This window comes from Microbacterium sp. SORGH_AS_0428 (genome assembly GCF_031453615.1).
GTDB lineage: Bacteria > Actinomycetota > Actinomycetes > Actinomycetales > Microbacteriaceae > Microbacterium.
In genome coordinates, this window is record NZ_JAVIZT010000001.1 from 1,100,078 (window position 1) to 1,121,701 (window position 21,624).

The following is a 21,624-nucleotide window of genomic DNA, read 5'->3' on the forward strand; positions in this document are numbered from 1 at the left end:
CGTCGGGCGCGCGTGGCAGGATGTCGCCATGCCCGAGATGCCGGAGGTGCGGGGACTCGTCGACTTCCTCGGCGCGCGCCTGACGGAGCTTGCGATCACCCAGGCACGGGTCAGCGCGATCTCTGCGCTGAAGACCTACGACCCGCCCATCGAGGCTCTCGTGGGGGCTCGCGTTCAGAGCGTGGTCCGCCGCGGCAAGTTCGTCGACATCGCGACGGATGCGGGGGCGCACCTCGTCTTCCACCTGGCGAAGGCGGGGTGGCTGCGCTGGCACGACACGCTGCCGACGACGCTCATCAAACCGGGCCGCTCCCCCATCGCGCTGCGGGTGGGCTTCGCCGACGGTTCGGGGTTCGATCTGACCGAGGCGGGCACCAAGAAGTCGCTCGCCGTCTCGGTCGTGCGCGAACCCGACGAGGTTCCCGGCATCGCCCGGCTCGGCCCCGACCCGCTCGATCCCGCCTTCACGCGCGATGCACTGGCCGCGCTCCTGGCAGGTCGCCGTACGCAGATCAAGGGGGTCCTGCGGGATCAGTCGATCGTCGCCGGAATCGGCAACGCCTACTCCGACGAGATCCTCCACGTCGCGAAGCTCTCGCCGTATGCCCTCGCCGCGACCCTCGACGACGCCGAGATCGACACTCTGTACGCCGCGACGATCGACACGCTGCGCGACGCGGTCGAGGCGGCATCCGGCAAGCCTCCTGCCGAGTTGAAGGACGCCAAGCGGCGGGGGATGCGGGTGCACGGCCGCCAGGGCGAGGCGTGCCCGGTGTGCGGTGACGTCGTGCGGTCGGTGTTCTTCGCCGACAACTCCCTCGAGTACTGCGCCACGTGCCAGACCGGCGGCAAGGTGCTGGCGGACCGACGCCTGTCGCGGCTGCTGAAGTGAGAGTCGTGTCGGTGCATGTCCGGGAATGAAACAGACCATCCGGCGTTGACTACACTCAGTGCAGAACGTGCTCCGGGGTCGGTGAGAATCCGAACCGGCGGTGACAGTCCGCGAGTGTGAACCTCTGTGAGGAGGGGATCACCGATCCGGTGGAACTCCGGGACCGACGGTGATGCGACGCAGGTCGCGAGTCCGGATGGGAGGCGCACGAGCGCTCAGCGGCGTGTCCGCGAGCGCCGCGACGGCTACCCGGAGCCCGCCGATCAGGAGGCCCGAGACATGCCGGTGAGCGAGACCGAGGAACGCGCCATGGCGCGAGCGCTGGAGCTTGCCCGGCGAGGCCCCGTCGGCGTGAACCCTCAGGTGGGCGCCGTGCTCCTCTCCCCCGAGGGCGACGTGATCGCCGAGGGCTGGCACCACGGCGCCGGAACGGCCCACGCCGAGGTCGACGCGCTGTCGCAGGCAGATCCGGATGCGGTGCGCGGCGCGACCGCCGTGGTCACCCTCGAGCCGTGCAACCACACCGGCCGCACCGGCCCGTGCGCCCTCGCGCTCATCGAGGCGGGAGTCGCCCGGGTCGTCTACGCGATGAGCGATCCCACCCCGACCGCATCCGGCGGCGCCGAGCGCCTGCGCGCGGCCGGCGTCGAGACGGAGTCCGGCGTGCTCGCGGACGAGGCGCAGGAACTGCTCGCCTCGTGGGCCGAGGCGCAGCGGCTGGGGCGCCCGCACGTCACCGTGAAGTGGGCGCAGAGCCTCGACGGCCGCGCGGCGGCGGCCGACGGCTCCAGTCAGTGGATCACCGGCTCCGAGGCTCGCGAGGACGTGCATCGTCGGCGCGCGGGCGCCGACGCGATCATGGCGGGCACCGGCACCGTCCTCGCGGACGATCCGGCTCTGACCGCTCGCACACCCGACGGCGAGCTGCGGCCGACCCAGCCACGACCCGTCGTGGTCGGCGAACGCGACATCCCCTCCGACGCCGCCGTGCTCCGCCACCCGAAAGAGCCCTGGCACCTGCGCACGCGCGATCTGCACGAGGTCCTGGCCACCCTGCACGAGCGTGGCATCCAGCGGGTCTTCGTGGAGGGCGGCCCGCACCTGCAGAGCGCTCTGCTGCGCGCGGGCCTCGTGGACGAGCTGCTGACCTACGTCGCCCCCGTGCTGCTGGGCGGCGAGCACGTCGCCCTCGACGACCTCGGTGTCGCCGACATCTCCCAGGCGCGTCGCCTGCAGCTGCTCGAGACCCGCCGGCTCGGCGACGACCTGCTGCTCATCTCACGGCCCGCCGCATCCGCCGAAAAACCCGCCTCCGATCGAGAAGGAGCCCACTGATGTTCACCGGGATCGTGGAAGAGATCGGCACCGTCACGCACACGGAGCCCTCGGGCGACGGCGTGCGGCTGACGGTCAACGCCCCTCGAGCGGTATCGGATGCGGCGCACGGCGACTCGATCTCCGTCTCGGGCGTCTGCCTCACCGTCGTCGATCAGGGCGAGGACTGGTTCACCGCCGACGTCATGCGCCAGACGCTCGACGTCACCGCGATCGGCGGCGTCGCAGCGGGAACGCCCGTCAACATCGAGCGCGCGACGGCCGCCGGCGGACGCCTGGGCGGCCACATCGTGCAGGGTCACGTCGACGGCACGGGCCGCGTGCTCGAGGTGCGCCCCGGCACCCAGTGGCGGGTCATCCGCATCTCGCTGCCGACGGACCTCGCCCCGCTGGTGGTCGACAAAGGCTCGATCGCGCTCGACGGCGTCTCCCTCACGGTGAGCGCCGCGAGCGACCCGTCCGCCGCAGAGCCCTGGTTCGAGGTGTCGCTGATCCCCGAGACACTCGCCGCCACGACGCTCGGCGCGCGCGTCGCGGGCGACGTCGTCAATCTGGAGACCGACATCCTGGCGCGTCACGTGCAGCGACTGCTGGCCTTCGCCCCCGCAACGGAAGGTGGCTCGCGATGAGTCTGAGTTCCATTCCCGAGGCCCTCGAGGCCCTCGCCGCCGGTCGCCCGGTCATCGTCGCCGACGACGAGAACCGTGAGAACGAGGGCGATGTGATCCTCTCGGCCCAGCTCGCGACCCCCGAGTGGATCGCGTGGACGGTGCGCTGGTCGAGCGGCTTCATCTGCGCACCCATGCCCGCGGAGTGGGCGGACCGCCTGGATCTTCCTCCCATGGTCGAGGTGAACCAGGATGCGCGCGGCACCGCGTACACGGTCAGCGTCGATGCCGCATCCGGCGTGACGACCGGCATCAGCGCCGCCGACCGGGCGCACACGCTGAACGTGCTGGCGGATCCGGCATCCGCGCCCTCCTCGGTGAACCGCCCGGGCCACATCCTGCCGCTGCGCGCGGTGGACGGCGGCGTGCGCGAGCGCGGCGGCCACACCGAGGCGGCTGTCGACCTCATGCGCCTGGCAGGGCTCGAGCCCGTCGGCGCGATCGCCGAGATCGTCGACGAGGACGGCAGCATGATGCGCCTTCCCGGTCTCATGGCGCTCGGCGAGCGCGACAATATCCCCGTCATCACGATCGAGCAGCTCGTGGGCTACCTGGACGACGTGGACCCGCGCGAGGAGCCCTCTGCCGCGTCGTCGCACCGCCGTCGGGTGAGCTTGCGCGCCGAGGCGACCGTGCCCACCTCGCACGGCGAGTTCCGTTTCCTCGCCTACAAGGACCGCGTGACCGGCACGGACCACCTGGCCGTCGTCAAGGGTGAGCTCGATGACGCGCCGCTCGTGCGCGTGCACTCCGAGTGCCTGACCGGCGAGGCCTTCGGTTCGCTGAAGTGCGAGTGCGGCCCGCAGCTGGATGCGGCGCTCGACCGCATCGAGAAGGACGGCGGTGTCGTGGTGTACATGCGCGGACACGAGGGCCGCGGCATCGGCCTCATCAACAAGCTGCGCGCCTACAACCTGCAGGAGCGGGGTCTGGACACGGTCGATGCGAACCTGGCGCTGGGTCTTCCCGCCGATGCGCGTGACTACGCCGCCGCCGCCGGAATCCTCGCCGACCTCGGCGTCGAACGGGTACGCCTTCTGACCAACAACACCGACAAGGTCACGCAGTTGCGCGCCCTCGGTCTCGACGTCGTCGAGCAGGTTCCGCTGCTCGTGGGCGTCGGCCCCAACAACCACCAGTACCTCGCCACCAAGCGCGACCGGATGGGACACATCATCGCGGACGAGGACCTCACCGAAGCGCTCGCGCAGATGAAGGAGAACCGATGAGCGGCCACGGCGCCCCCCAGCAGAGCGAGATCGACGCGCGCGGCCTTCGGGTCGTGATCGTCGCCGGCACCTGGCACGAGACGATCAGCGACGGGCTCATCGCCGGCGCGGAGCGGGTGCTCACCGCATCCGGCGCCGACTACTCGCTCGTGCGCGTGGCGGGCTCGTTCGAGCTCCCCGTCGTCGCCAAGGCGGCGCTGGAGTCCGGCGCCGACGCGGTCATCGCCCTCGGTGTGATCATCCGCGGCGGCACCCCCCACTTCGAGTTCGTCTCCTCCGCCGCGACCGACGGCCTGACCCGCGTCGCCCTCGACACCGGCAAGCCCGTCGGCTTCGGGGTGCTGACGCTCGACGACGAGAAGCAGGGACTCGATCGCGCGGGGCTCTCCGGCTCGAAGGAGGACAAGGGCGCGGAGGCGGCGGATGCGGCACTGCGCACCGCCCTGACGCTGCGCGAGCTCCGCGGCTGAGCGCCCTCGGAGAGCCAACCTTCAGTAATACATAAGGTATGGTGGCGGCTATGGAGATCCTGCGTCACATCGTCGTCCTCGTGCACCTCGTCGGCTTCGCCATCCTCTTCGGAGCATGGGTCGTGGAGGCCGCGAGCCGCCGCATCCGCATCACCCGGCTCATGAGCCTGGGCATGACCGTCGCGGCGGTCGCCGGCCTCGCCCTCGCCGCCCCGTGGGGCATCGAGTACGAGCTGAACTACGTCAAGATCGGCGTCAAGCTCGTCGTGCTGCTGGTCATCGCAGCGCTTCTGGGCATCGGCTCGGCCCGTCAGCGCCGCACCGGCTCGCTGCCCGCGGCGATCTTCTGGCCGATCGGCATCCTCACCCTCGCCAACGCCGCCATCGCCGTCATCTGGCGCTGAGCGGTTCGCGTCCCGGCCCGCACGGCGCCGGGACGCGAACCCTGGGCGTAAACTGTGTGTCCGTGCGCCGGCCACACCGCCGACGCCCCGGTGACCCAGCGATGTGACGCCCGGTGCACCACCCCCGCCCGAGCTCTCGCCGCCGGCGCGTTCCCACGAGGACGCCTCTCGCTCTTCCGACAGGTCTGTCCTCCCCCATGTCTTCTGCCACCGCAACGGCTCCCGCGAACTCCCGCGCCCGCGTCATCACCGCGAGCCTCGTGGGAACCACCATCGAGTTCTACGACTTCTACGCCTACGCGACCGCCGCCGTCCTCGTCTTCCCGATCCTCTTCTTCCCGACCGGCGACGACACCACGTCGCTGCTCGCCTCGTTCGGCGTCTTCGGCGCCGCGATGGTCGCCCGCCCGATCGGGGCGTTCGTCTTCGGCCACTTCGGCGACCGCTTCGGCCGCAAGGCGACGCTGGTCGTCTCATTGCTCACGATGGGTGTGGCGACCTTCCTCATCGGGTGCCTGCCCACCTACCAGGTGGTCGGCTGGTGGGCGGCGCTGCTGCTGCTCGTGCTGCGTCTCGCGCAGGGCTTCGCGCTGGGCGGCGAGTGGTCGGGGGCCGCACTGGTCGCGACGGAGAACGCTCCGAAGGGCAAGCGCGCCTGGTACGGCACCTTCCCGCAGCTGGGTGCGCCGATCGGCTTTATCATCGCCAACACCATCTTCCTCGCGATCAACTTCGCGCTCCCGCATCCCGACGGCACCGCGCAGCGCTCCGAGGCGTTCCTGGCCTGGGGATGGCGCGTGCCGTTCCTGTTCTCAGCCGTCATGGTGATCATCGGCCTCTGGGTGCGTCTGCGCCTGGTCGAGTCCGACACGTTCCAGAAGGCGGAGCAGAAGGGCGCACTGCGCAAGTTCCCCCTCGGCGAGGTCATCCGCGGCCACTGGCGTCCTCTGATCCTCGGCACGTTCATCATGCTCGCCACCTACGTGCTGTTCTATCTGATGACGAACTTCACCCTGACGTACGGCACCAAGCCGACCCCCGCGGGCGCCGAGGCGGCGGCACAGGCATCCGGCACGGCGTTCGACGCCGGAGTGTATGTCGCCGGGCAGGGCTTCGGGTACATCGACTTCGTGATCATGCAGATCATCGGCGTCGTGTTCTTCGGCATCTTCACGCTCCTGTCGGGACCGGTCGCCGACGCCATCGGACGCCGCAAGCTCCTCATCTGGGTCACGGCCGCCATCATCGTGTTCGGACTCACGTTCAACCTGTTCCTGCTGCCCATGGCCGACCCGAAGTTCACGGGCGCTCTCACGCAGGCCTTCCTCGTGTTCGGCTTCATGCTCATGGGAGCCACGTTCGGACCGATGGGGGCGCTGCTGCCGGAGCTCTTCCCGACGAACGTGCGCTACACCGGTTCGGCGATCTCGTACAACGTCGCCTCGATCCTCGGCGCGGCCGTCGCACCCTCGATCGCGCTCGGGCTGTGGGCCGCCGCCGGGGGTCAGCCCTGGCTCGTGGGTCTGTATCTGTCGGGATCGGCCGTGCTGACCCTCATCGCCCTGATCCTGTCGAAGGAGACCCGCGACATCGACTACGACGAGAACCTCGGTCTCGGCGAGACCGCCTCGCTGTAGCCCCCGCATCCGGGTCCTTCTTCTTCCGCGAGCGGCGACCGCGGCGCGCGAGCGGAGGTACGGTCGAGGGAGGAAATCCCGCCGATCGAGGTCGCCCATGTCCAGCCCCGCTCCCGCCCGTCGCAGTCCGTTCGCACGCCTCAAGAAGGATGAGGGACCGCGCGCCAACCTGCGCCAGTTGCTCCCGTTCCTCTTCGAGCACAAACGGGTGCTCGTCGTGGTCACGGTGCTCAGCGTCGTGGCCGCGGTCACGACGCTCGGGCAGCCACTGCTGGTGGGCGAGCTGATCGCCCGCGTGCAGGCGAATGAGGGGCTCGGGCTGCTCGTATGGGGATTGGTCGCGCTCGTCGTCGGGTCGTCGCTGGTGTCCGGCTATCAGCACTACCTGCTGCAGCGCACCGGCACCGCGGTCGTCTTCTCGAGCCGTCGCCGGCTCATCGCCCGCATCCTCCACCTGCCGATCCGCGAGTTCGACGCCCGGCGCACCGGCGACCTCGTCTCGCGGGTCGGAACCGACACGACGCTCCTCTACGCGGTGCTCACGCAGGGGCTCGCCGACTCGGTCGGCAACGTGCTGATCTTCGTCGGCGCGGTCATCGCCATGCTGCTGATCGATCCGCTGCTGCTCCTGCTCATCCTCGTCGTCATCGGCGCCTCGATCGCCGTCGTCGGCGTCCTCAGCGGACGCATCCGTCGCGCGACCCGGGAGCAGCAGGAGACGGTGGGCGAGCTCGCCTCGGGCGTGGAACGCGCCGTCGGCTCGATCCGCACCGTGCGCGCCGCAGGCGCCGGTGACCGCGAGCAGGCGAGCCTCGAGGGCGTCGCCGAGCGCGCGTACGGCAGCGGCGTGCGCGTGGCGAAGGCCTCGGCTCTCGTGGTTCCCGTCGCGGGTGTCGCGCTGCAGCTCTCGCTTCTCGTCGTGCTGGGCGTCGGCGGCTTCCGGGTCGCCTCGGGTGCGATCACGATCGCGAGCCTGGTCACGTTCGTGATGTTCCTGTTCTTCCTGGTCCAGCCGCTGGGCTCCTTCTTCGGCGCGATCACGTCCGTCAGCCAGGCGCTGGGCGCGCTCGGCCGCATCCAGGAGGTCCTGGACCTGCCGACCGAGACGCAGGACGACGCGCAGATCGCGGCGCAGGTCGTCCCGGTGACGGATGCGGATCCCGCCGATATCGCGGTGGAGTTCCGCGACGTGCACTTCCGCTATCCGGCGGCCGTCGCCGCCGCGCGCGCCAAGACCGAGGCGGAGGCGCGTGCACTTCTCGAGGTGGCCCGCGTGGACACGTCAGCGCTGGAGGCGGTCGCGGATGAAGCCGGCGACGTGCTGCGCGGCGTCTCGCTGCGCGTGCCGCGGGGCTCGCGTGTCGCACTGGTGGGCCCGTCGGGCGCGGGTAAGAGCACGACCCTGGCCCTCATCGAGCGGTTCTACGACCCGACGGCGGGCGCCATCCTGCTGGGCGGTCGCGACATCCGGACCCTCGACCGCGGGGACCTGCGCGCGCAGCTGGGGTACGTGGAGCAGGACGCCCCGACGCTCGCGGGCACGCTCGGCGACAACCTGCGCCTGGCCTCGCCCGACGCGAGCGAAGAGGCGTGCGAGGCCGTCCTGCGCGCGGTGAATCTCGGCGAGGTGCTGGACCGCTCCCCCGAGGGCCTCGCCGCGCCCGTCGGCGAGGGCGGCGTGATGCTCTCCGGCGGCGAGCGTCAGCGCCTGGCGATCGCCCGCGCGCTGCTGGCTGCTCCCCCCATCCTGCTCCTGGACGAGTCGACCTCGTCGCTAGACGGACTGAACGAGCAGCGGATGCGGGAGGCGATCGACGCCGTCGCCGAGGGACGCACCCTCATCGTGATCGCGCACCGACTGTCGACCGTCGTCGACAGCGACCTCATCGTCGTGATGGATCACGGCCGGGTCGTCGGCGCGGGCACGCACTCCGAGCTCGTCGCCGATGTGCCGCTGTACCGTGACCTCGCCAAGCACCAGCTGCTGGTCTGACGCCCGCACCGGGCCATCATCGCTCGAGGGGCCCGAAACGCGCCCGCTCACGTCCCCGCACCGCAACCCGCGTCCCTCGAACACACGTCGCACCCGTTCAAGGGACCCGAGACGCGGGCGCACGTTGTGTGTGCCCGCGTCTCGGGTCCCTCGAAATCCGGCCGGCACCCGCGGGAGGGCGAGTGCTCAGACGCGCGTGAGGCGGTAGCGCAGGGAGGCGAGCTCGGCACGCAGCGCCGACGGGATGCGGTCGCCGAAGGTGTCGAAGAACTCCTCCGTCAGCTCCGCCTCCGCCAGCCACGATTCCGGGTCGATCGCGAACAGCTCCGCCAGATCCGCGTCCGTGACATCGGTTCCCTCCAGGTTGAGGTCCTCGGGGCGAGGCAGTCGCCCGATCGGGCTGGGCTCGGCCGGCACCTCGGACTCGAGGCGGCGCACGATCCACTCCAGCACGCGCACGTTGTCACCGAAGCCCGGCCAGAGGAACCGGCCGTCGGCACCGCGGCGGAACCAGTTCACCTGGAACACGCGCGGCGCGCGGTCGAAGCGCAGCGACCCGCCGACCTTGATCCAGTGCGCGAAGTAGTCGGCCATGTTGTAGCCGCAGAACGGGAGCATCGCGAACGGGTCGCGGCGCAGCTCTCCGACGGTCCCCTCGGCGGCGGCCGTCCGCTCGGACGAGATCGTCGCTCCGAGGAACACGCCGTGCGCCCAGTCCGTGGCTTCGACGACGAGCGGCACGTTGGTGGCGCGGCGACCGCCGAACAGGATGGCGTCCAGCGGCACGCCCTCCGGCGTCTCCCAGTCCTCCGCGACCTGCGGGCACTGTGCGGCGGCGACGGTGAAGCGCGAGTTCGGATGCGCGGCGGGTCGACCCGAGGCGGGGGTCCAGGGGTTTCCCTCCCAGTCGATGAGCTCGGCGGGGGCCTCGTCGGTGAGGCCCTCCCACCACACATCCCCGTCGGGGCGCAGCGCCACGTTCGTGAAGATCGTGTTGCCCCACAGCGTCTCCACCGCCGTGGCGTTGGTCGACTCGCCCGTGCCCGGCGCGACGCCGAAGAAGCCCGCCTCCGGGTTGATCGCCCACAGGCGCCCGTCCTCGCCCGGCCGCAGCCACGCGATGTCGTCGCCGAGGGTCTCGACGCGCCATCCCGGGATGGTGGGGCGCAGCATCGCGAGGTTCGTCTTGCCGCACGCCGACGGGAACGCCGCGGCGACGTGGTAGCGCTTGCCCTCGGGGCTGATGACTCGGATGAGCAGCATGTGCTCGGCGAGCCAGCCCTCGTTGCGCCCGATCACCGAGGCGATGCGCAGCGCGAAGCACTTCTTCGCGAGGATCGCGTTGCCGCCGTAGCCCGAGCCGTACGAGTAGACCTCGAGCGTGTCCGGGAAGTGGACGATGTACTTGTCGTCGTTGCAGGGCCACGCGACATCGGCTTGGCCGGGCTCCAGCGGAGCACCCACCGAGTGCACGGTGCGCACCCACTCGGCGCCGTCCGCGATCTGCTGCAGGACGGCGGATCCGACGCGCGTCATGATGTTGATCGAGACGACGGCGTAGGGCGAGTCCGTCACCTGAACGCCGATGTGCGAGAGCGGGCCGCCGACGGTTCCCATCGAGAACGGCACCACGTACATCGTCCGCCCGCGCATGGAGCCCGCGAACAGCGCGTCGAGGCGGGTGCGCATCGCGTCGGGCTCCGCCCAGTTGTTCGTCGGGCCCGCGTCCTCCTCCTTCTCGGAGGCGATGAAGGTGCGACCCTCGGTGCGGGCGACGTCGCTGGGGTGGGAGCGAGCGAGGTACGACCCCGGACGCCACTCGGGGTTGAGCTTGATGAGAGAGCCCGCATCCACCATCGATCGCAGCAGCATGTCGTTCTCGGCCTGCGATCCGTCGACCCAGTGGATGCGGTCGGGCTGGGTGAGGGCGGCGATCTCGTCGACCCACCGGGTCAGCGCGGCCATACCGGGCCCGGATGCGGTCGGGCGAGCACCGTAGGTCGTCGCCGTGCGGGCGGCGGTGGGGCGCGTGGGGGCGCTCGAGGTGTAGCTCTCAGCAAGGGCCATGATCACTCCAGTCGGCATCGGCGGCGTTCAGAACGTGGGTTCCCTGCAAGAATGGCGCCCCTTCATCCCGCTTTTCATGGAGTTCCTGTCGAAAGAGTGACGGTTCTTTCGCTATTCTCAAAACATGCCATCGACCACGATCGAGCTGGCCACCCTCGGCCATCGCATCCGTCACTTCCGTACGGCGGCGGGGCTCACCCTCGACGAGCTCGGGGCCGCCGTGGGCGTCGCGGGCAGCCACCTCAGCCTCATCGAGAACGGCAAGCGCGAGCCGAAGCTGTCGCTGCTGCAGGAGATCGCAGCGGCCACGGGCACCCAGCTGGCCGAGCTGCTGTCCACCGAGCCACCGAATCGGCGCGCGGCGCTGGAGATCGAGCTCGAGCGCGCGCAGACCTCCCACGCGTTCCGGCAGCTGGGACTGCCGCCGATCCGGGTCACGAAGGCACTGAGCGACGAGACCATCGAGACCGTCCTGGGGCTGCACCACGAGTTGCAGCGCCGCGAACGCGAAGCCATCGCGACGCCCGAGGAGGCCCGCCGCGCCAACACGGACATGCGGCTGCGGATGCGGGAGATGAACAACCACCTCCCCGACATCGAGAGACTCGCCGAGAAGCAGCTCAAGTCGGCGGGCCACACCTCCGGCGCCCTCACGCACCGCACGGTGAGCATCATGGCCGAGCAGCTGGGCTTCGAGCTCATCTACGCGGGCGACCTGCCCGCATCCACCCGCTCCATCACCGACCTCGAGAACGGGCGGATCTACCTGCCGCCGGCCTCGATTCCCGGTGGCCACGGGCTGCGCTCGATGGCGCTGCAGGCGATGGCGCACCGACTGCTGGGGCACCAACCGCCCCGCGACTACGCCGAGTTCCTGCAGCAGCGACTCGAGATCAACTACTACGCCGCGGCGTGCCTGATGCCGCCGGCACCCGCGGTGGCCTTCCTGCAGCAGGCGAAGAAGGAGCGCAACCTCGCCGTGGAAGACTTCCGCGACGCGTTCGGGGTGACGCACGAGGCCGCCGGGATGCGGATGACGAACCTGCTCACCGAGCACATCGGCATCCGTCTGCACTTCCTGCGGGTCGCCGGCGACGGCGCCATCTCACGCGTGTACGAGAACGACGGCCTTCCGCTGCCGATGGACGTGACGGGAGCGGTCGAGGGACAGATCGTGTGCCGCAAGTTCGCCGCCCGCGCGGCGTTCGCCGAGCAGAACCGCACGACCGAGCACTACCAGTACACCGACACCCCCTCCGGCACCTTCTGGTGCTCGACCCAGACCGGCACGACCCACGACGGCGAGTTCTCGATCACGGTGGGCGTCCCGTTCGACGACGCGAAGTGGTTCCGCGGGCGCGAGACGGCCAAGCGGGCGAGTTCGCAGTGCCCCGACGAGTCGTGCTGCCGCCGCCCGTCGAGCCAGGCCGCCGAACGCTGGCAAGGGCGGGCGTGGCCGAGCGCGCGCGTGCACATGCAGATGTTCACCCCGCTGCCGCGCGGCGCCTTCCCCGGCGTCGACGACAGCGAGGTCTACGACTTCCTCGACCGGCACGCCTGACCCGCCGCGCGAGCGAGGATCCGTTCCCCGAGCGCGCATCCGATGGAGTGCTCACTCGGCGAACGGATGCTCACTCGGCAGTCGACGGTGTGCCGACCGCCCAGAGAGCCTGGGGAAGCCGGTCGTGCAGCACCCACTCCCCCACCCAGCGGTTCTTGTAGAGCACCGGGTTGTGGCTGGAGACGGTGCGGGCGTTGCGCCAGTGTCGGTCGAGGTGCGCTCCGCGCGCCGTGGCCGACGCCCCCAGGGTGTCGAACAGCCGCGAGGTGAGCTGTTGCACCGCGCCGGTCGCGAAGGACTGGGCCTCGGCGGCCCGGATCTCTGCGAGCCCCGCCAACCGGCGCGCGCGGTCGACGGCCACCTCATCGCCGGGCCGATCGCGCGCCTCCAGCGCGGCCCCGTAGGCCTCCTCGATCGCCTCCGCGACGGCGGCGACACTCGCGTCGACGGCGAAGGCGGATGCGGCGAGCTCGCCCAGCAGGGCCTGGATCTGCGCGTCGTCCTGCACCCGGGCGGCCGTGCCATGACTGTAGACGCGGAATCGTGCGCGCACGGCGGCGGCCGCATCGGCGACGGCTGCGTGCGCGATCCCGGCCAGCACCGCCAGCAGGACGAGCTGGTAGAGCCCGGTCTGGTACGCGAACCGGTCGGCGACCGGCAGGACGTCCACGGGCTCCACGACGGCGTTCTCGAAGACGATGGTGCCCGTTCCGGTGAGGCGCTGGCCGAAGCCGTCCCAATCGTCGATGACCGTGACACCAGGCTGGTCGAGTCGCACCAGCGCCGCGACGTCCACACCGTCGGAGAGGCGATGGGCGACGGTGTCGGTCCACTCGGCGAAGATGCTGCCGGTCGTGTAGAACTTTCTGCCGTTCAGGCGAAGCACGCCGTCTGCATCCGTCGAGAGCTCCGCGCCCGCCCGCGACGTGGTCGAGCCGGCGGCCTCGCTCCAGGAGTTGCCACTGATCTCGCCCCCGGCGATGCGCTCCCGCCACCGCCGTGCGAAGCGTGCATCCGTCGTCGTCAGCGTCTGCTCGACGAGCGCGATGTGGCCGCGCAGGATCTGCGGGATGTTGGCGTCGGCCGCGGCTATCGCCACGAGCAGCCGCGTGAAGGTGGGCCAGTCCAGCCCCAGCCCGCCGTCGGCGAGCGGCAGCCGGGCCCTCCCGAGCCCCGCTTCGCGGAGGGACGCGACGGCGTCGCGAGGAAGCTCGCGCGCGAGGTCGCGACCTCCTGCTCCCTCGGCCACGGCGTCGACGATCGGACGGAACCGCGTCTCGATGTCTGCCGGCAGACGCGCCCAGAGCTGGTCGTCGATGTGCGTGCGGACACCGGCCGCCACGGATGCCGTGCTCATGTGTACAGGGAGATCGGCTGGACGACGCCCGTGAGGAAGTGCGCCCCCACCTCGAGCTTCTTGTAGTCGACCGGGTCGTGGAGGGAGTGGGTGCGGATGTTGCGCCAGTGCAGATCGAGGCCGACGCGGTTCGCCGTCGAGCTCGTTCCCGTGGCCTCGAAGACGCGGTGGGCGACGTCGGTCGCCGTGTCGCTGGCCACGACCTTCAGCTGCGCGATCTCGATCGCGATCTCGGCGCGGTCCTCGGCGGTGACGTCGGCACCCCGGGAGATGACCTCGTCGAAGCGCCGGTTGACGCGGTCGGCGAGCGCCTCGACGGCGGCGGTGCGCGAGACGAGCTCGCCGTACAGTCGCCGTACGAAGGGGTCGTCGCTGTAGGTCGCGACGCCCGAGAGGAACCACGAGTTGGCCCTCGCATTTGTCAGCTCGCGCGCCTGGGCGAGCGCGCCCTGCGCGATGCCGAGGTAGAGGTTTCCGAACACGAGCTGGATCGCGGGCGTCACGAAGCTCTGGATCGGCTCGTCCGTGCCGAATCCCAGGAGGTGCTCCGACTCCACCCGCACATCGCGATAGGTGACGGTGTTGCTCGCCGACAGCCGCTGGCCGAGGTTGTCCCAGTCATCGACGAGCTCGACACCGGGGTGCCCGTAGGGCAGGACGAGGAAGGCGAACGCACCCGCATCCGGACCGTCCTCGACGACGGCGTTGATCAGCAACGCCTCGCCGACACCCGACCCGGTCGAGTACCGCTTGAAGCCGTTCAGCCGATAGCCGTCGCCGTCGACCGTGAGCGAGAGGTTCGGGTCGACGGGGTTCACCGAGTCGCCCCAGATCCATCGCCCGGCGACCGTGGCGCGGAACCAGCGCTCGCGCTCCGCCGGCGGTGCGACGAGAGCGATGTTGGCCTCGTTCACGTAGTGGTAGCCGAGCACCTGTGCGATGGAGGCGTCGCTGCGCGCGAGGATGCGCACCGCGCGCAACGCGCTCTCCCAGTGGGCGCCGCCGCCCCCGTACTCGGCGGGATCGAGCAGGGTCGTGAGCTGCGCATCCTTCAGGAGCTGCGCTTCGGCGAACGGCTGTGCGTTCGCACGGTCGCGGGCGAGCGCGTCGAGGGCGAGGCGCTCGGCGACGGATGCCGCGACCGCATCCCAGTGCGCGAGTTCGGCCGCGTCCGCGGTGCCGTGGAAGTGGGTGCGGGCGGGGGTGAGAGTCGGTGACGTCATGGCGGTTCCTTCTCAAGCGGGAGTGGAGACGAGGGACGCGGAACTGTCGGCGGCGCTGGGGGCGCCCACGTACGCTCCGCGGTACGCGTGGGCGGGATGCCACCCGGCGATGACGGGGTCGCCGGTGAGCCGCTCGCGGAGCGTTCCGCCGATCCGACCGCCGTCATCGAGGCGTCCGCGGCGGCGCAGCTCCGGAACGAGGAGCTCGACGATGTCCTCGAACGTGCCCGGCGTCACGACGTACGCGAGGTTGAACCCGTCGACCCCGCCGACCTCGATCCAGCGCTCGAGCTCGTCGGCGACGGTGGTGGGGCTGCCGACGATCACGGCGCCGATGCCCCCGATCCCGACGTACTCGGCGATGTCGCGCGGCGTCCACGCGCGTGTGGGATCCGCCTTCGTGAAGATCGAAAGGGCGGAGCGCGCCGCATCCGTGTCGACGTAGGTGAGCGGCTCGGCCGGATCGAGCGTGGACAGATCGATGCCCGACCAGCCGCCGTAGAGCGCGAGCGCTCCCTCCAGCGAGACGTAGGAACGGTAGTCGGCGTACTTCTCCTGCGCCAGCTCGTCGGTCTCGGAGACGATCACCGTGGCGAGCGTGAGGATCTTCACCGAATCGCGGGGGCGCCCGATCGCCTCCGCCTTGTCGCGGATGCTGTCGGTCGTGCGACGGGTCAGCTCCGGGGTGAGGCCGTTGATGAAGATGGCCTCGCCGTGCCGCGCGGCGAACTCCTGCCCGCGCGGCGACGCACCCGCCTGGAAGATCACGGGCGTGCGCTGAGGAGAGGGCTCGCCGAGGTGGATGCCGGGGACGTCGAAGTGGGTGCCGTGGTGGCGGATCGGGTGCACCTTCTCGGGGTCGGTGAAGACACCGGCCTCGCGGTCGCGCACGGCGGCGCCGTCCTCCCACGACCCCTCCCACAGCTTGTAGGCGACGTCGAGGAACTCGTCGGCGATGCCGTAGCGGTCGTCGTGGGCGATCTGGTCGCCCAGGCCCAGGTTGCGTGCCGCGCTGTTGAGATACGACGTCACGACGTTCCAGCCCACGCGGCCGCCCGTGAAGTGATCGAGAGTGGTGAGCGTGCGCGCCAGCGAGTAGGGATGCTCGTACGTCGAGGCGATCGTCACGCCGAAGCCGAGCCGGTCGGTGACGGCGGCCATCGCGGGAATCTGCAGGAGCGGGTTGCCCACGGGGATCTGGGCGGCGTCGCGGAGCGCGGGTGCCGCGGAGTCCCGGTAGACGTCGTAGACCCCCAGCACATCGGCGAGGAAGATCGCGTGGAAGCCGCCGCGCTCGAGCAGCTGGGCGAGCTCGGTCCAGTACGCGAGCCTGTTGTACTCGTCGGCGCGGTTGTCCGGGTGACGCCAGAGCCCGGGGGCCTGGTGCGTGACGCAGCTCATCTCGAACGCGTTGAGGATGAGGGGCTTGCTCATCATCCGTCCTTCCTGCCGGCGGGCGCCGTACGGCCGGAAAACTAGCAGCGCGATTCGGGCCCGCCCACGTCGGTCCGACACACGCGTTCATGCGGCATCGCGCATGACGTTTCCTTACGATCCGCGGTGCACGCCCGCCGGCCCCCGTGCAGGATGGCGGACCGTGCGGTCCACAGCCCGCACTCTCCCCCACCCGAGAGGCCCGTCATGTCCGCTTCCTCCCGCCGCATCCTGCGCCGGCTCGCCGTCCCCGCAACGCTCGCGGTCACCGCCCTCGCCCTCGCATCCTGCGCGGGCGGATCCGCTGCGGCGGACGGCGGCGACAAAGAGCTCACCGTCCTGCTGATCTCGTCGCACGAGGGCGCGTCGAAGCTGCTCGCCGAGCGCTACGAGGCCGAGACAGGGATCAAGATCAACCCCGTCATCGTGCCCTACGACGAGATCGGCAACACCCTCGCGCTCGATCAGCAGTCGGGCGCGAACACGATCGACGTCGCCGCGCCCTGGTACGTGTCGATCGGCGACCTGGCCGATGCCGGCGCCATCCAGGACCTCACCGACTGGATCGACAGCGACGCCGATCTGAAGACCGACGATTTCATTCCCTCGATCTACGATCCGTACAGCCTGGTCGATGGACGCCGGTACGGGCTCCCGTTCGACGGCGACACGCACGTGCTGTTCTACAACAAGGAGATCCTGGCGCGGAACGGCTTCACCCAGCCGCCCGCCACCTGGGACGAGTACATCGAGCAGTCCCGCGCGATCACCGCGAACGAGAGCGCGAACGGCGTCTACGGCAACGTGATCTTCGGTCAGAAGTCGCCGCTCATCCTGGGCGCCAGCTTCGCGAACCGTCTCGCGGGCTTCGGCGGCGAGTTCGTCGACGCCGACGGCAAGCCCGTCATCAACTCCCTCGAGGCGATCGCTGCCGCCCAGTCGCTCGCCGACGCCCTGCCCTCCGCTTACCCCACCCCCGCCGAGACCGCCTTCGGCGAGGGCAACTCGGCCTGGTACGCGGGGCACGCGGCCTTCATCGAGAACTGGACCGACCTCGGGGTGGGGTCCGAGACCAACCCCGACTCCACGGTCAAGGGCGAGTGGGGCGTGACGCTGCTGCCGGTCGGCGGCGACAACACGACCTCCCGGGGCCTCCCTCGTCGCGGGCTTCACGTGGGTGGTCGCCGCGAACACCCAGAAGACGGATCTCGCACGCGACTTCATCGCCTGGGCGTCTTCCAGCGACATCAACAAGGAGCTCCTCGTCGCGGATCCCCAGACGGGCATCGATCCCAACCGGATCTCCTCGCTCGAGAGCGAGGCGTACGGCACCGCATACCCCGACCTGCAGCGCGTGAACCGCGCCACGCTCGACGGCGCGCTCGCCTGGCCGACCGGAAAGAACGCCACGCAGGCCGCGGAGGTGCTCACGGACGAGCTGGCCAAGCTGGTCGCGGGCGAGGTCACCGCCAAGGAAGCCCTCGACGCCACCCAGGCGGAGTGGGAAGAGCTCCTTGGCTGACGCTCTCACGCCCGCGCGCCCGCGCCGCATCCCTCGGGGTCCGGCGTGGGCGCACCGCGCGCTCGTGGCACCCAGCGTTCTAGCCCTCGTCGTGCTGGGCGTGTATCCGCTGCTGTTCATCCTCGGCGCGGCGTTCACCGACTCCTCGCTCGGCCGGCCGTTCCAGGAGTGGGTGGGCACCGAGACCATCGAGAAGGTGCTCGGGGATGCGGATGCGGTCGCGACCCTCGGTCGCACCCTCGTGTACGCCCTCGGGGTGTCGGTGGTGAGCCTCGCGTTGGGCGTCGTGGCTGCGCTCGCGCTTCACGGCGCGGTGCGCAGCGGCTCCCTCGTGCGCACGCTCCTGCTGCTGCCGCTCATCACACCGCCGGTCATCGTCGGAACGCTGTGGAAGCTCGTCTACAACCCCGGCGGCGGGCTCCTCGCGACCGTGCTCGGGTTCTTCGGCGCTCCCCGCGACGCGATCGCCCCGCTCTCCTCCACCACGTGGGCCCTGCCCGGCATCGCACTCGCGGATGTGTGGGAGTGGACGCCGCTGGTCGCCCTGCTCGTGTTCACGGCGCTGCTCGCACAGGACGCCCAGACGCTCGAGGCGGCGCGCCTGGACGGCGCGCACGGGTTCGCCCTCTTCCGGCACATCACGCTCCCCGCGATCTCGGGCGTGGTCGCGGCGGCCTTCTTCATCCGCCTCGTGCTGGCGTTCAAGGTCTTCGACCTCGTCTTCATGATGACCTCGGGAGGTCCGGGGCAGGCCACGACCACGACGTCCTACCTGATCTACCAGGCGGCCCTGCGCGAGTTCGACCTCGGCAAAGCCGCCGTCATCACCCTGCTGCTCGCCGTCCTCGTGACCGTCGCCACCCTTCCCTTCGCCCTCGTGGCGCGCAGATTGCAGGCCAACCATGAGTGATCTCCTCGTCTCCCGGCGTCCGCGTGCGTCTCGACGCAGCATCCTGTCCACCGTCGTGCTCGCCGCGCTGGTGCTGTTCTTCGTGGTGCCGTTGCTGTACCTGGTGTCGGTATCGCTCATGGGCCGCAACGAGACGGGTCAGGGCGTGCTGATCCCTGCGGTGCCGCAATTCTCGAACTGGACCGAGGTGCTCACGCAGTCGGACCTGCTGCGCGGCATCGCCAACTCCCTGATCGCCGCGATCGGTGGCGCCGTCGTCTCCCTGCTGATCGCGCTGCCGGGAGCCTGGGCGATGGTGCGCTTCCGCACCGGCGGCGCGACGCTGGCGGGCACGATCATGAGCCCGTGGCTGCTGCCGCCGATCGTCGCGGTCGTGCCGCTGTTCACCCTGCTGCGCCTGCTCGGCGCCAACAACACGCTGTGGGGCCTGACGCTGGTCTACGCCCTGGTCAACGTGCCGGTCGCGATCTGGCTGTTGGAGGGGTTCCTGCGCAAGCTCCCGATCGAGATCGAGGAGGCGGCGCGGATCGACGGCGCCGGCTCCGTCCGCGTGCTGGTGTCTGTCGTCGCCCCGCTGGTCGCTCCCGCGCTCGTCGCGGTGGGCATCATCGCCGGGGTGCTGAACTACAACGAGTTCCTGCTCGCGACGTTCCTGACCCAGTCGCCGGATGCCCGAACCCTGCCGGTGGTGCTCTCGCTGTTCTACGGGGAACGCACCCCTCACGTCGGCAAGATCGCGGCCGCATCCGTCATCGGGGTGATCCCCGTCTTCGCGGCCGCCGTGTTCCTGCAGCGGTGGCTCGTAGGAGGCCTCACCTCCGGCGCGGTGCGCTGAGCGCCACCGAGCCGCCGGTGAGGAGCTTCCGCATCCGGAAGTTCGTGAGCGCGACGCCCTCCTTGATCGGCCGTTGCTCTCTGACGATCTCGAACCCGACGCTCTCGAAGAAGAGACGTGCTGCCACGCTGACGTCGGAAGTGAGCTCCGCGATCCCTGACGACCGCGCCCGGGACTCGATGAACGCCAGAAGCGAGCGGGCGATTCCGCGGCGGACATGTCGAGGAGAGACGAAGAGCATATCGATGTAGCCGTCCTGCCCGACGTCTGAAAATCCGACCACCTCGTCGCCTGCGACGGCGACGATGCTGCCTCGCCCGCTCATCGCCTCATCCCACGCGGGCAGGTCACGCCGGCCCGGCCTCGCCCACGCCTCGATCTGCTCGGGTGTGTAGTGCGCCGATGCCGTCTGCGTGATCGCGTCGGTGAACACGGCGAGCGTCGCTGCCGCGTCGGCCGATGAGTAGGGGCGCAAAGCGACGCGGAGCGCGGCGGAATCGTCCATCCCACAAATGTCCCATGCTCGCTGGGCGGCAGGCGTCGTGTTTGCGCGACGGCGGCACCCGATGCTCAGGCGAAGGGGTTGGGCGTGAGCGTGTACTTGGTCTGCAGGTACTCGTGGATGCCCTCCGCGCCGCCCTCGCGGCCGAGACCCGAGGACTTCCACCCGCCGAACGGGCCGGCCGCGTTGGAGACGACGCCCACGTTGAGCCCCATCATCCCCGTCTCCAGGCGCTCGATCATGCGCTGGCCCCGCGCGAGGTTCTCGGTGAAGACGTACGACACCAGTCCGTACTCGGTGGCGTTGGCGAGGGCTACCGCCTCGTCCTCGTCGTCGAAGGGGACGATCGCCAGAACCGGGCCGAAGATCTCCTCGCGCAGGATGTCGCTTCCCGCCGCGACGTCGGAGACGACCGTGGGCTCGAAGAACGTGCCCTCGCGCGGGATCGCCGCTCCACCCGTGCGCACGCTCGCGCCGCGCGAGACCGCATCCGAGACGAGCGCCTCCGCCTTCGCCACCGCGCGGTCGTCGATGAGCGGACCGATCGCCACGCCTTCCTCGGTGCCGCGACCGACCCGCATCGCCTGCACCCGTTCGGTGACGCGACGCGTGAACTCCTCCGCGACGCTGCGGTGCACGAGGAAGCGGTTCGCGGCGGTGCACGCCTGACCGATGTTGCGGAACTTCGCCAACAGCGCCCCCTCCACGGCCTTGTCGAGGTCGGCGTCGTCGAAGACGAGGAAGGGCGCGTTGCCGCCGAGCTCCATCGAGGTGCGCAGTACGCCGCCGGCAGCCTGCTCCAGCAGCTTCACGCCGACGGGCGTCGAGCCCGTGAACGACAGCTTGCGCAGGCGCGGGTCACGGATGATCGGTTCCGACACGGCGCCGGAGTGCGACGTGGTGATGACGTTGACCACGCCGTCCGGAAGACCCGCATCCTGCAGCAGCTGGGCGAAGTAGAGCGTCGTCAGCGGGGTGAGCTCGGCCGGCTTGATGACCACCGTGCAACCCGCGGCGAGCGCGGGGGCGATCTTGCGCGTCGCCATCGCGAGCGGAAAGTTCCAGGGGGTGATGAGGTAGCACGGGCCGACGGGGTGCTGCGAGACGATCATGCGACCGGTGCCCTCGGGGTTGGCGCCATAGCGTCCCTGCACGTGGGCGGCCTCTTCGCTGAACCACCGCAGGAACTCGCCGCCGTACACGACTTCACCGCGGGCCTCGGCGAGCGGCTTGCCCATCTCGATCGTCATGAGCAGCGCGAACTCCTCCTTGCGCTCCTGCAGCAGATCGAAGGCACGCCGCAGCAGCTCCGCCCGCTCGCGCGCCGGGGTCCGCGACCACGACTCGAACGCGTCGACGGCCGCATCCAGTGCCGCGGCGCCGTCGGCGACCGTGGCGCTCGCGATCGTCTTCACGACCGCGTTGGTGGCGGGATCGCGCACGTCCAGCGTCTGGGCGTCGGATGCGTCGCGCCATTGGCCGCCGATGAACAGCTGCGAGCGGACGCGGGCGAGCAGGTCGGTCTCGGTGAGTGCGGTCATCTCGGCTCTCCTCGGTCAGGTCGTCCCGCCGTCGGGACCTGCCC

18 protein-coding genes are annotated in these 21,624 nt (G+C 70.4%); 12 read left to right on the forward strand and 6 right to left on the reverse strand.

Annotated elements, in window-relative coordinates; translation table 11 throughout:
* The first annotated feature begins 28 nt into the window (after positions 1-28).
* The 8 genes from QE374_RS05330 to QE374_RS05365 all read left to right on the forward strand — a co-directional run bounded on the left by QE374_RS05330 (position 29) and on the right by QE374_RS05365 (position 8,628).
* On the forward strand, positions 29-892 hold the full coding sequence (locus QE374_RS05330; RefSeq protein ID WP_309732811.1) for a DNA-formamidopyrimidine glycosylase family protein: 864 nt from the start codon (positions 29-31) through the stop codon (positions 890-892).
* Positions 893-1,171: 279 nt separating this feature from the next.
* On the forward strand, positions 1,172-2,227 hold the full coding sequence (gene ribD, locus QE374_RS05335) for a bifunctional diaminohydroxyphosphoribosylaminopyrimidine deaminase/5-amino-6-(5-phosphoribosylamino)uracil reductase RibD (RefSeq protein WP_309732813.1): 1,056 nt from the start codon (positions 1,172-1,174) through the stop codon (positions 2,225-2,227).
* Positions 2,227-2,856, forward strand: coding sequence for a riboflavin synthase (locus QE374_RS05340; protein WP_309732814.1), 630 nt, complete (start codon positions 2,227-2,229; stop codon positions 2,854-2,856). The genes ribD and QE374_RS05340 overlap by 1 nt, the downstream gene beginning before the upstream one ends.
* Positions 2,853-4,124: a GTP cyclohydrolase II gene (gene ribA, locus QE374_RS05345; RefSeq protein WP_309732816.1), complete on the forward strand. Its 1,272-nt coding sequence runs from the start codon at positions 2,853-2,855 to the stop codon at positions 4,122-4,124. Before QE374_RS05340 ends, ribA begins: the two co-directional genes overlap by 4 nt.
* Positions 4,121-4,594 carry a 6,7-dimethyl-8-ribityllumazine synthase gene (gene ribH / locus QE374_RS05350; RefSeq protein ID WP_309732817.1) on the forward strand — a complete coding sequence of 158 codons (474 nt, stop codon included), beginning with the start codon at positions 4,121-4,123 and terminating at the stop codon, positions 4,592-4,594. The genes ribA and ribH overlap by 4 nt, the downstream gene beginning before the upstream one ends.
* 50 nt (positions 4,595-4,644) lie before the next feature.
* Positions 4,645-4,998, forward strand: coding sequence for a Fe-S protein (locus tag QE374_RS05355; protein ID WP_309732818.1), 354 nt, complete (start codon positions 4,645-4,647; stop codon positions 4,996-4,998).
* 197 nt (positions 4,999-5,195) lie between these two features.
* The gene (locus QE374_RS05360; RefSeq protein ID WP_309732821.1) at positions 5,196-6,635 is read left to right on the forward strand and encodes an MFS transporter; all 1,440 of its coding nucleotides are present in this window, start codon (positions 5,196-5,198) and stop codon (positions 6,633-6,635) included.
* Between the two features lie 97 nt (positions 6,636-6,732).
* Positions 6,733-8,628 carry an ABC transporter ATP-binding protein gene (locus QE374_RS05365; RefSeq protein WP_309732822.1) on the forward strand — a complete coding sequence of 632 codons (1,896 nt, stop codon included), beginning with the start codon at positions 6,733-6,735 and terminating at the stop codon, positions 8,626-8,628.
* A gap of 186 nt (positions 8,629-8,814) precedes the next feature.
* Here the strand turns inward: QE374_RS05365 and QE374_RS05370 are convergent, their stop codons facing one another.
* Entirely contained in the window at positions 8,815-10,695 is a 1,881-nt protein-coding gene (locus QE374_RS05370; RefSeq protein ID WP_309732824.1) for a phosphoenolpyruvate carboxykinase (GTP), read from the reverse strand.
* A gap of 124 nt (positions 10,696-10,819) precedes the next feature.
* On the opposite strand from QE374_RS05370, the gene QE374_RS05375 reads away from it, so the two are divergent.
* The gene (locus QE374_RS05375) at positions 10,820-12,256 is read left to right on the forward strand and encodes a helix-turn-helix domain-containing protein (RefSeq protein ID WP_309732826.1); all 1,437 of its coding nucleotides are present in this window, start codon (positions 10,820-10,822) and stop codon (positions 12,254-12,256) included.
* Between the two features lie 70 nt (positions 12,257-12,326).
* Here QE374_RS05375 and QE374_RS05380 read toward each other — a convergent pair whose 3' ends face one another.
* From QE374_RS05380 to QE374_RS05390, 3 genes are read right to left on the reverse strand one after another with little or no spacing between them, the layout of a single operon-like run.
* A complete protein-coding gene (locus QE374_RS05380; RefSeq protein WP_309732828.1) occupies positions 12,327-13,613 on the reverse strand; it encodes a monooxygenase in 1,287 nt (428 codons plus the stop codon).
* On the reverse strand, positions 13,610-14,836 hold the full coding sequence (locus tag QE374_RS05385) for an acyl-CoA dehydrogenase family protein (protein ID WP_309732831.1): 1,227 nt from the start codon (positions 14,834-14,836) through the stop codon (positions 13,610-13,612). Before QE374_RS05385 ends, QE374_RS05380 begins: the two co-directional genes overlap by 4 nt.
* A 12-nt stretch (positions 14,837-14,848) precedes the next feature.
* Positions 14,849-16,270, reverse strand: a complete 1,422-nt coding sequence (locus tag QE374_RS05390; RefSeq protein WP_309732833.1) for an LLM class flavin-dependent oxidoreductase — start codon at positions 16,268-16,270, stop codon at positions 14,849-14,851.
* Between the two features lie 207 nt (positions 16,271-16,477).
* Here QE374_RS05390 and QE374_RS05395 point away from each other — a divergent pair, with 207 nt between their 5' ends.
* The 3 genes from QE374_RS05395 to QE374_RS05405 are packed head-to-tail and all read left to right on the forward strand — an operon-like array spanning position 16,478 to position 19,537.
* A complete protein-coding gene (locus QE374_RS05395; RefSeq protein WP_309732835.1) occupies positions 16,478-17,875 on the forward strand; it encodes a sugar ABC transporter substrate-binding protein in 1,398 nt (465 codons plus the stop codon).
* Entirely contained in the window at positions 17,857-18,702 is an 846-nt protein-coding gene (locus QE374_RS05400; RefSeq protein WP_309732837.1) for a sugar ABC transporter permease, read from the forward strand. Before QE374_RS05395 ends, QE374_RS05400 begins: the two co-directional genes overlap by 19 nt.
* Complete coding sequence (locus QE374_RS05405; RefSeq protein ID WP_309732839.1) at positions 18,695-19,537, forward strand: carbohydrate ABC transporter permease; 843 nt, start codon at positions 18,695-18,697, stop codon at positions 19,535-19,537. Before QE374_RS05400 ends, QE374_RS05405 begins: the two co-directional genes overlap by 8 nt.
* Here the strand turns inward: QE374_RS05405 and QE374_RS05410 are convergent.
* Both QE374_RS05410 and QE374_RS05415 read right to left on the reverse strand, forming a co-directional pair.
* A complete protein-coding gene (locus QE374_RS05410) occupies positions 19,515-20,042 on the reverse strand; it encodes a GNAT family N-acetyltransferase (RefSeq protein WP_309732841.1) in 528 nt (175 codons plus the stop codon). The genes QE374_RS05405 and QE374_RS05410 overlap by 23 nt on opposite strands.
* 65 nt (positions 20,043-20,107) lie before the next feature.
* On the reverse strand, positions 20,108-21,580 hold the full coding sequence (locus QE374_RS05415; RefSeq protein ID WP_309732843.1) for an NAD-dependent succinate-semialdehyde dehydrogenase: 1,473 nt from the start codon (positions 21,578-21,580) through the stop codon (positions 20,108-20,110).
* Between the last annotated feature and the right edge of the window lie 44 nt (positions 21,581-21,624).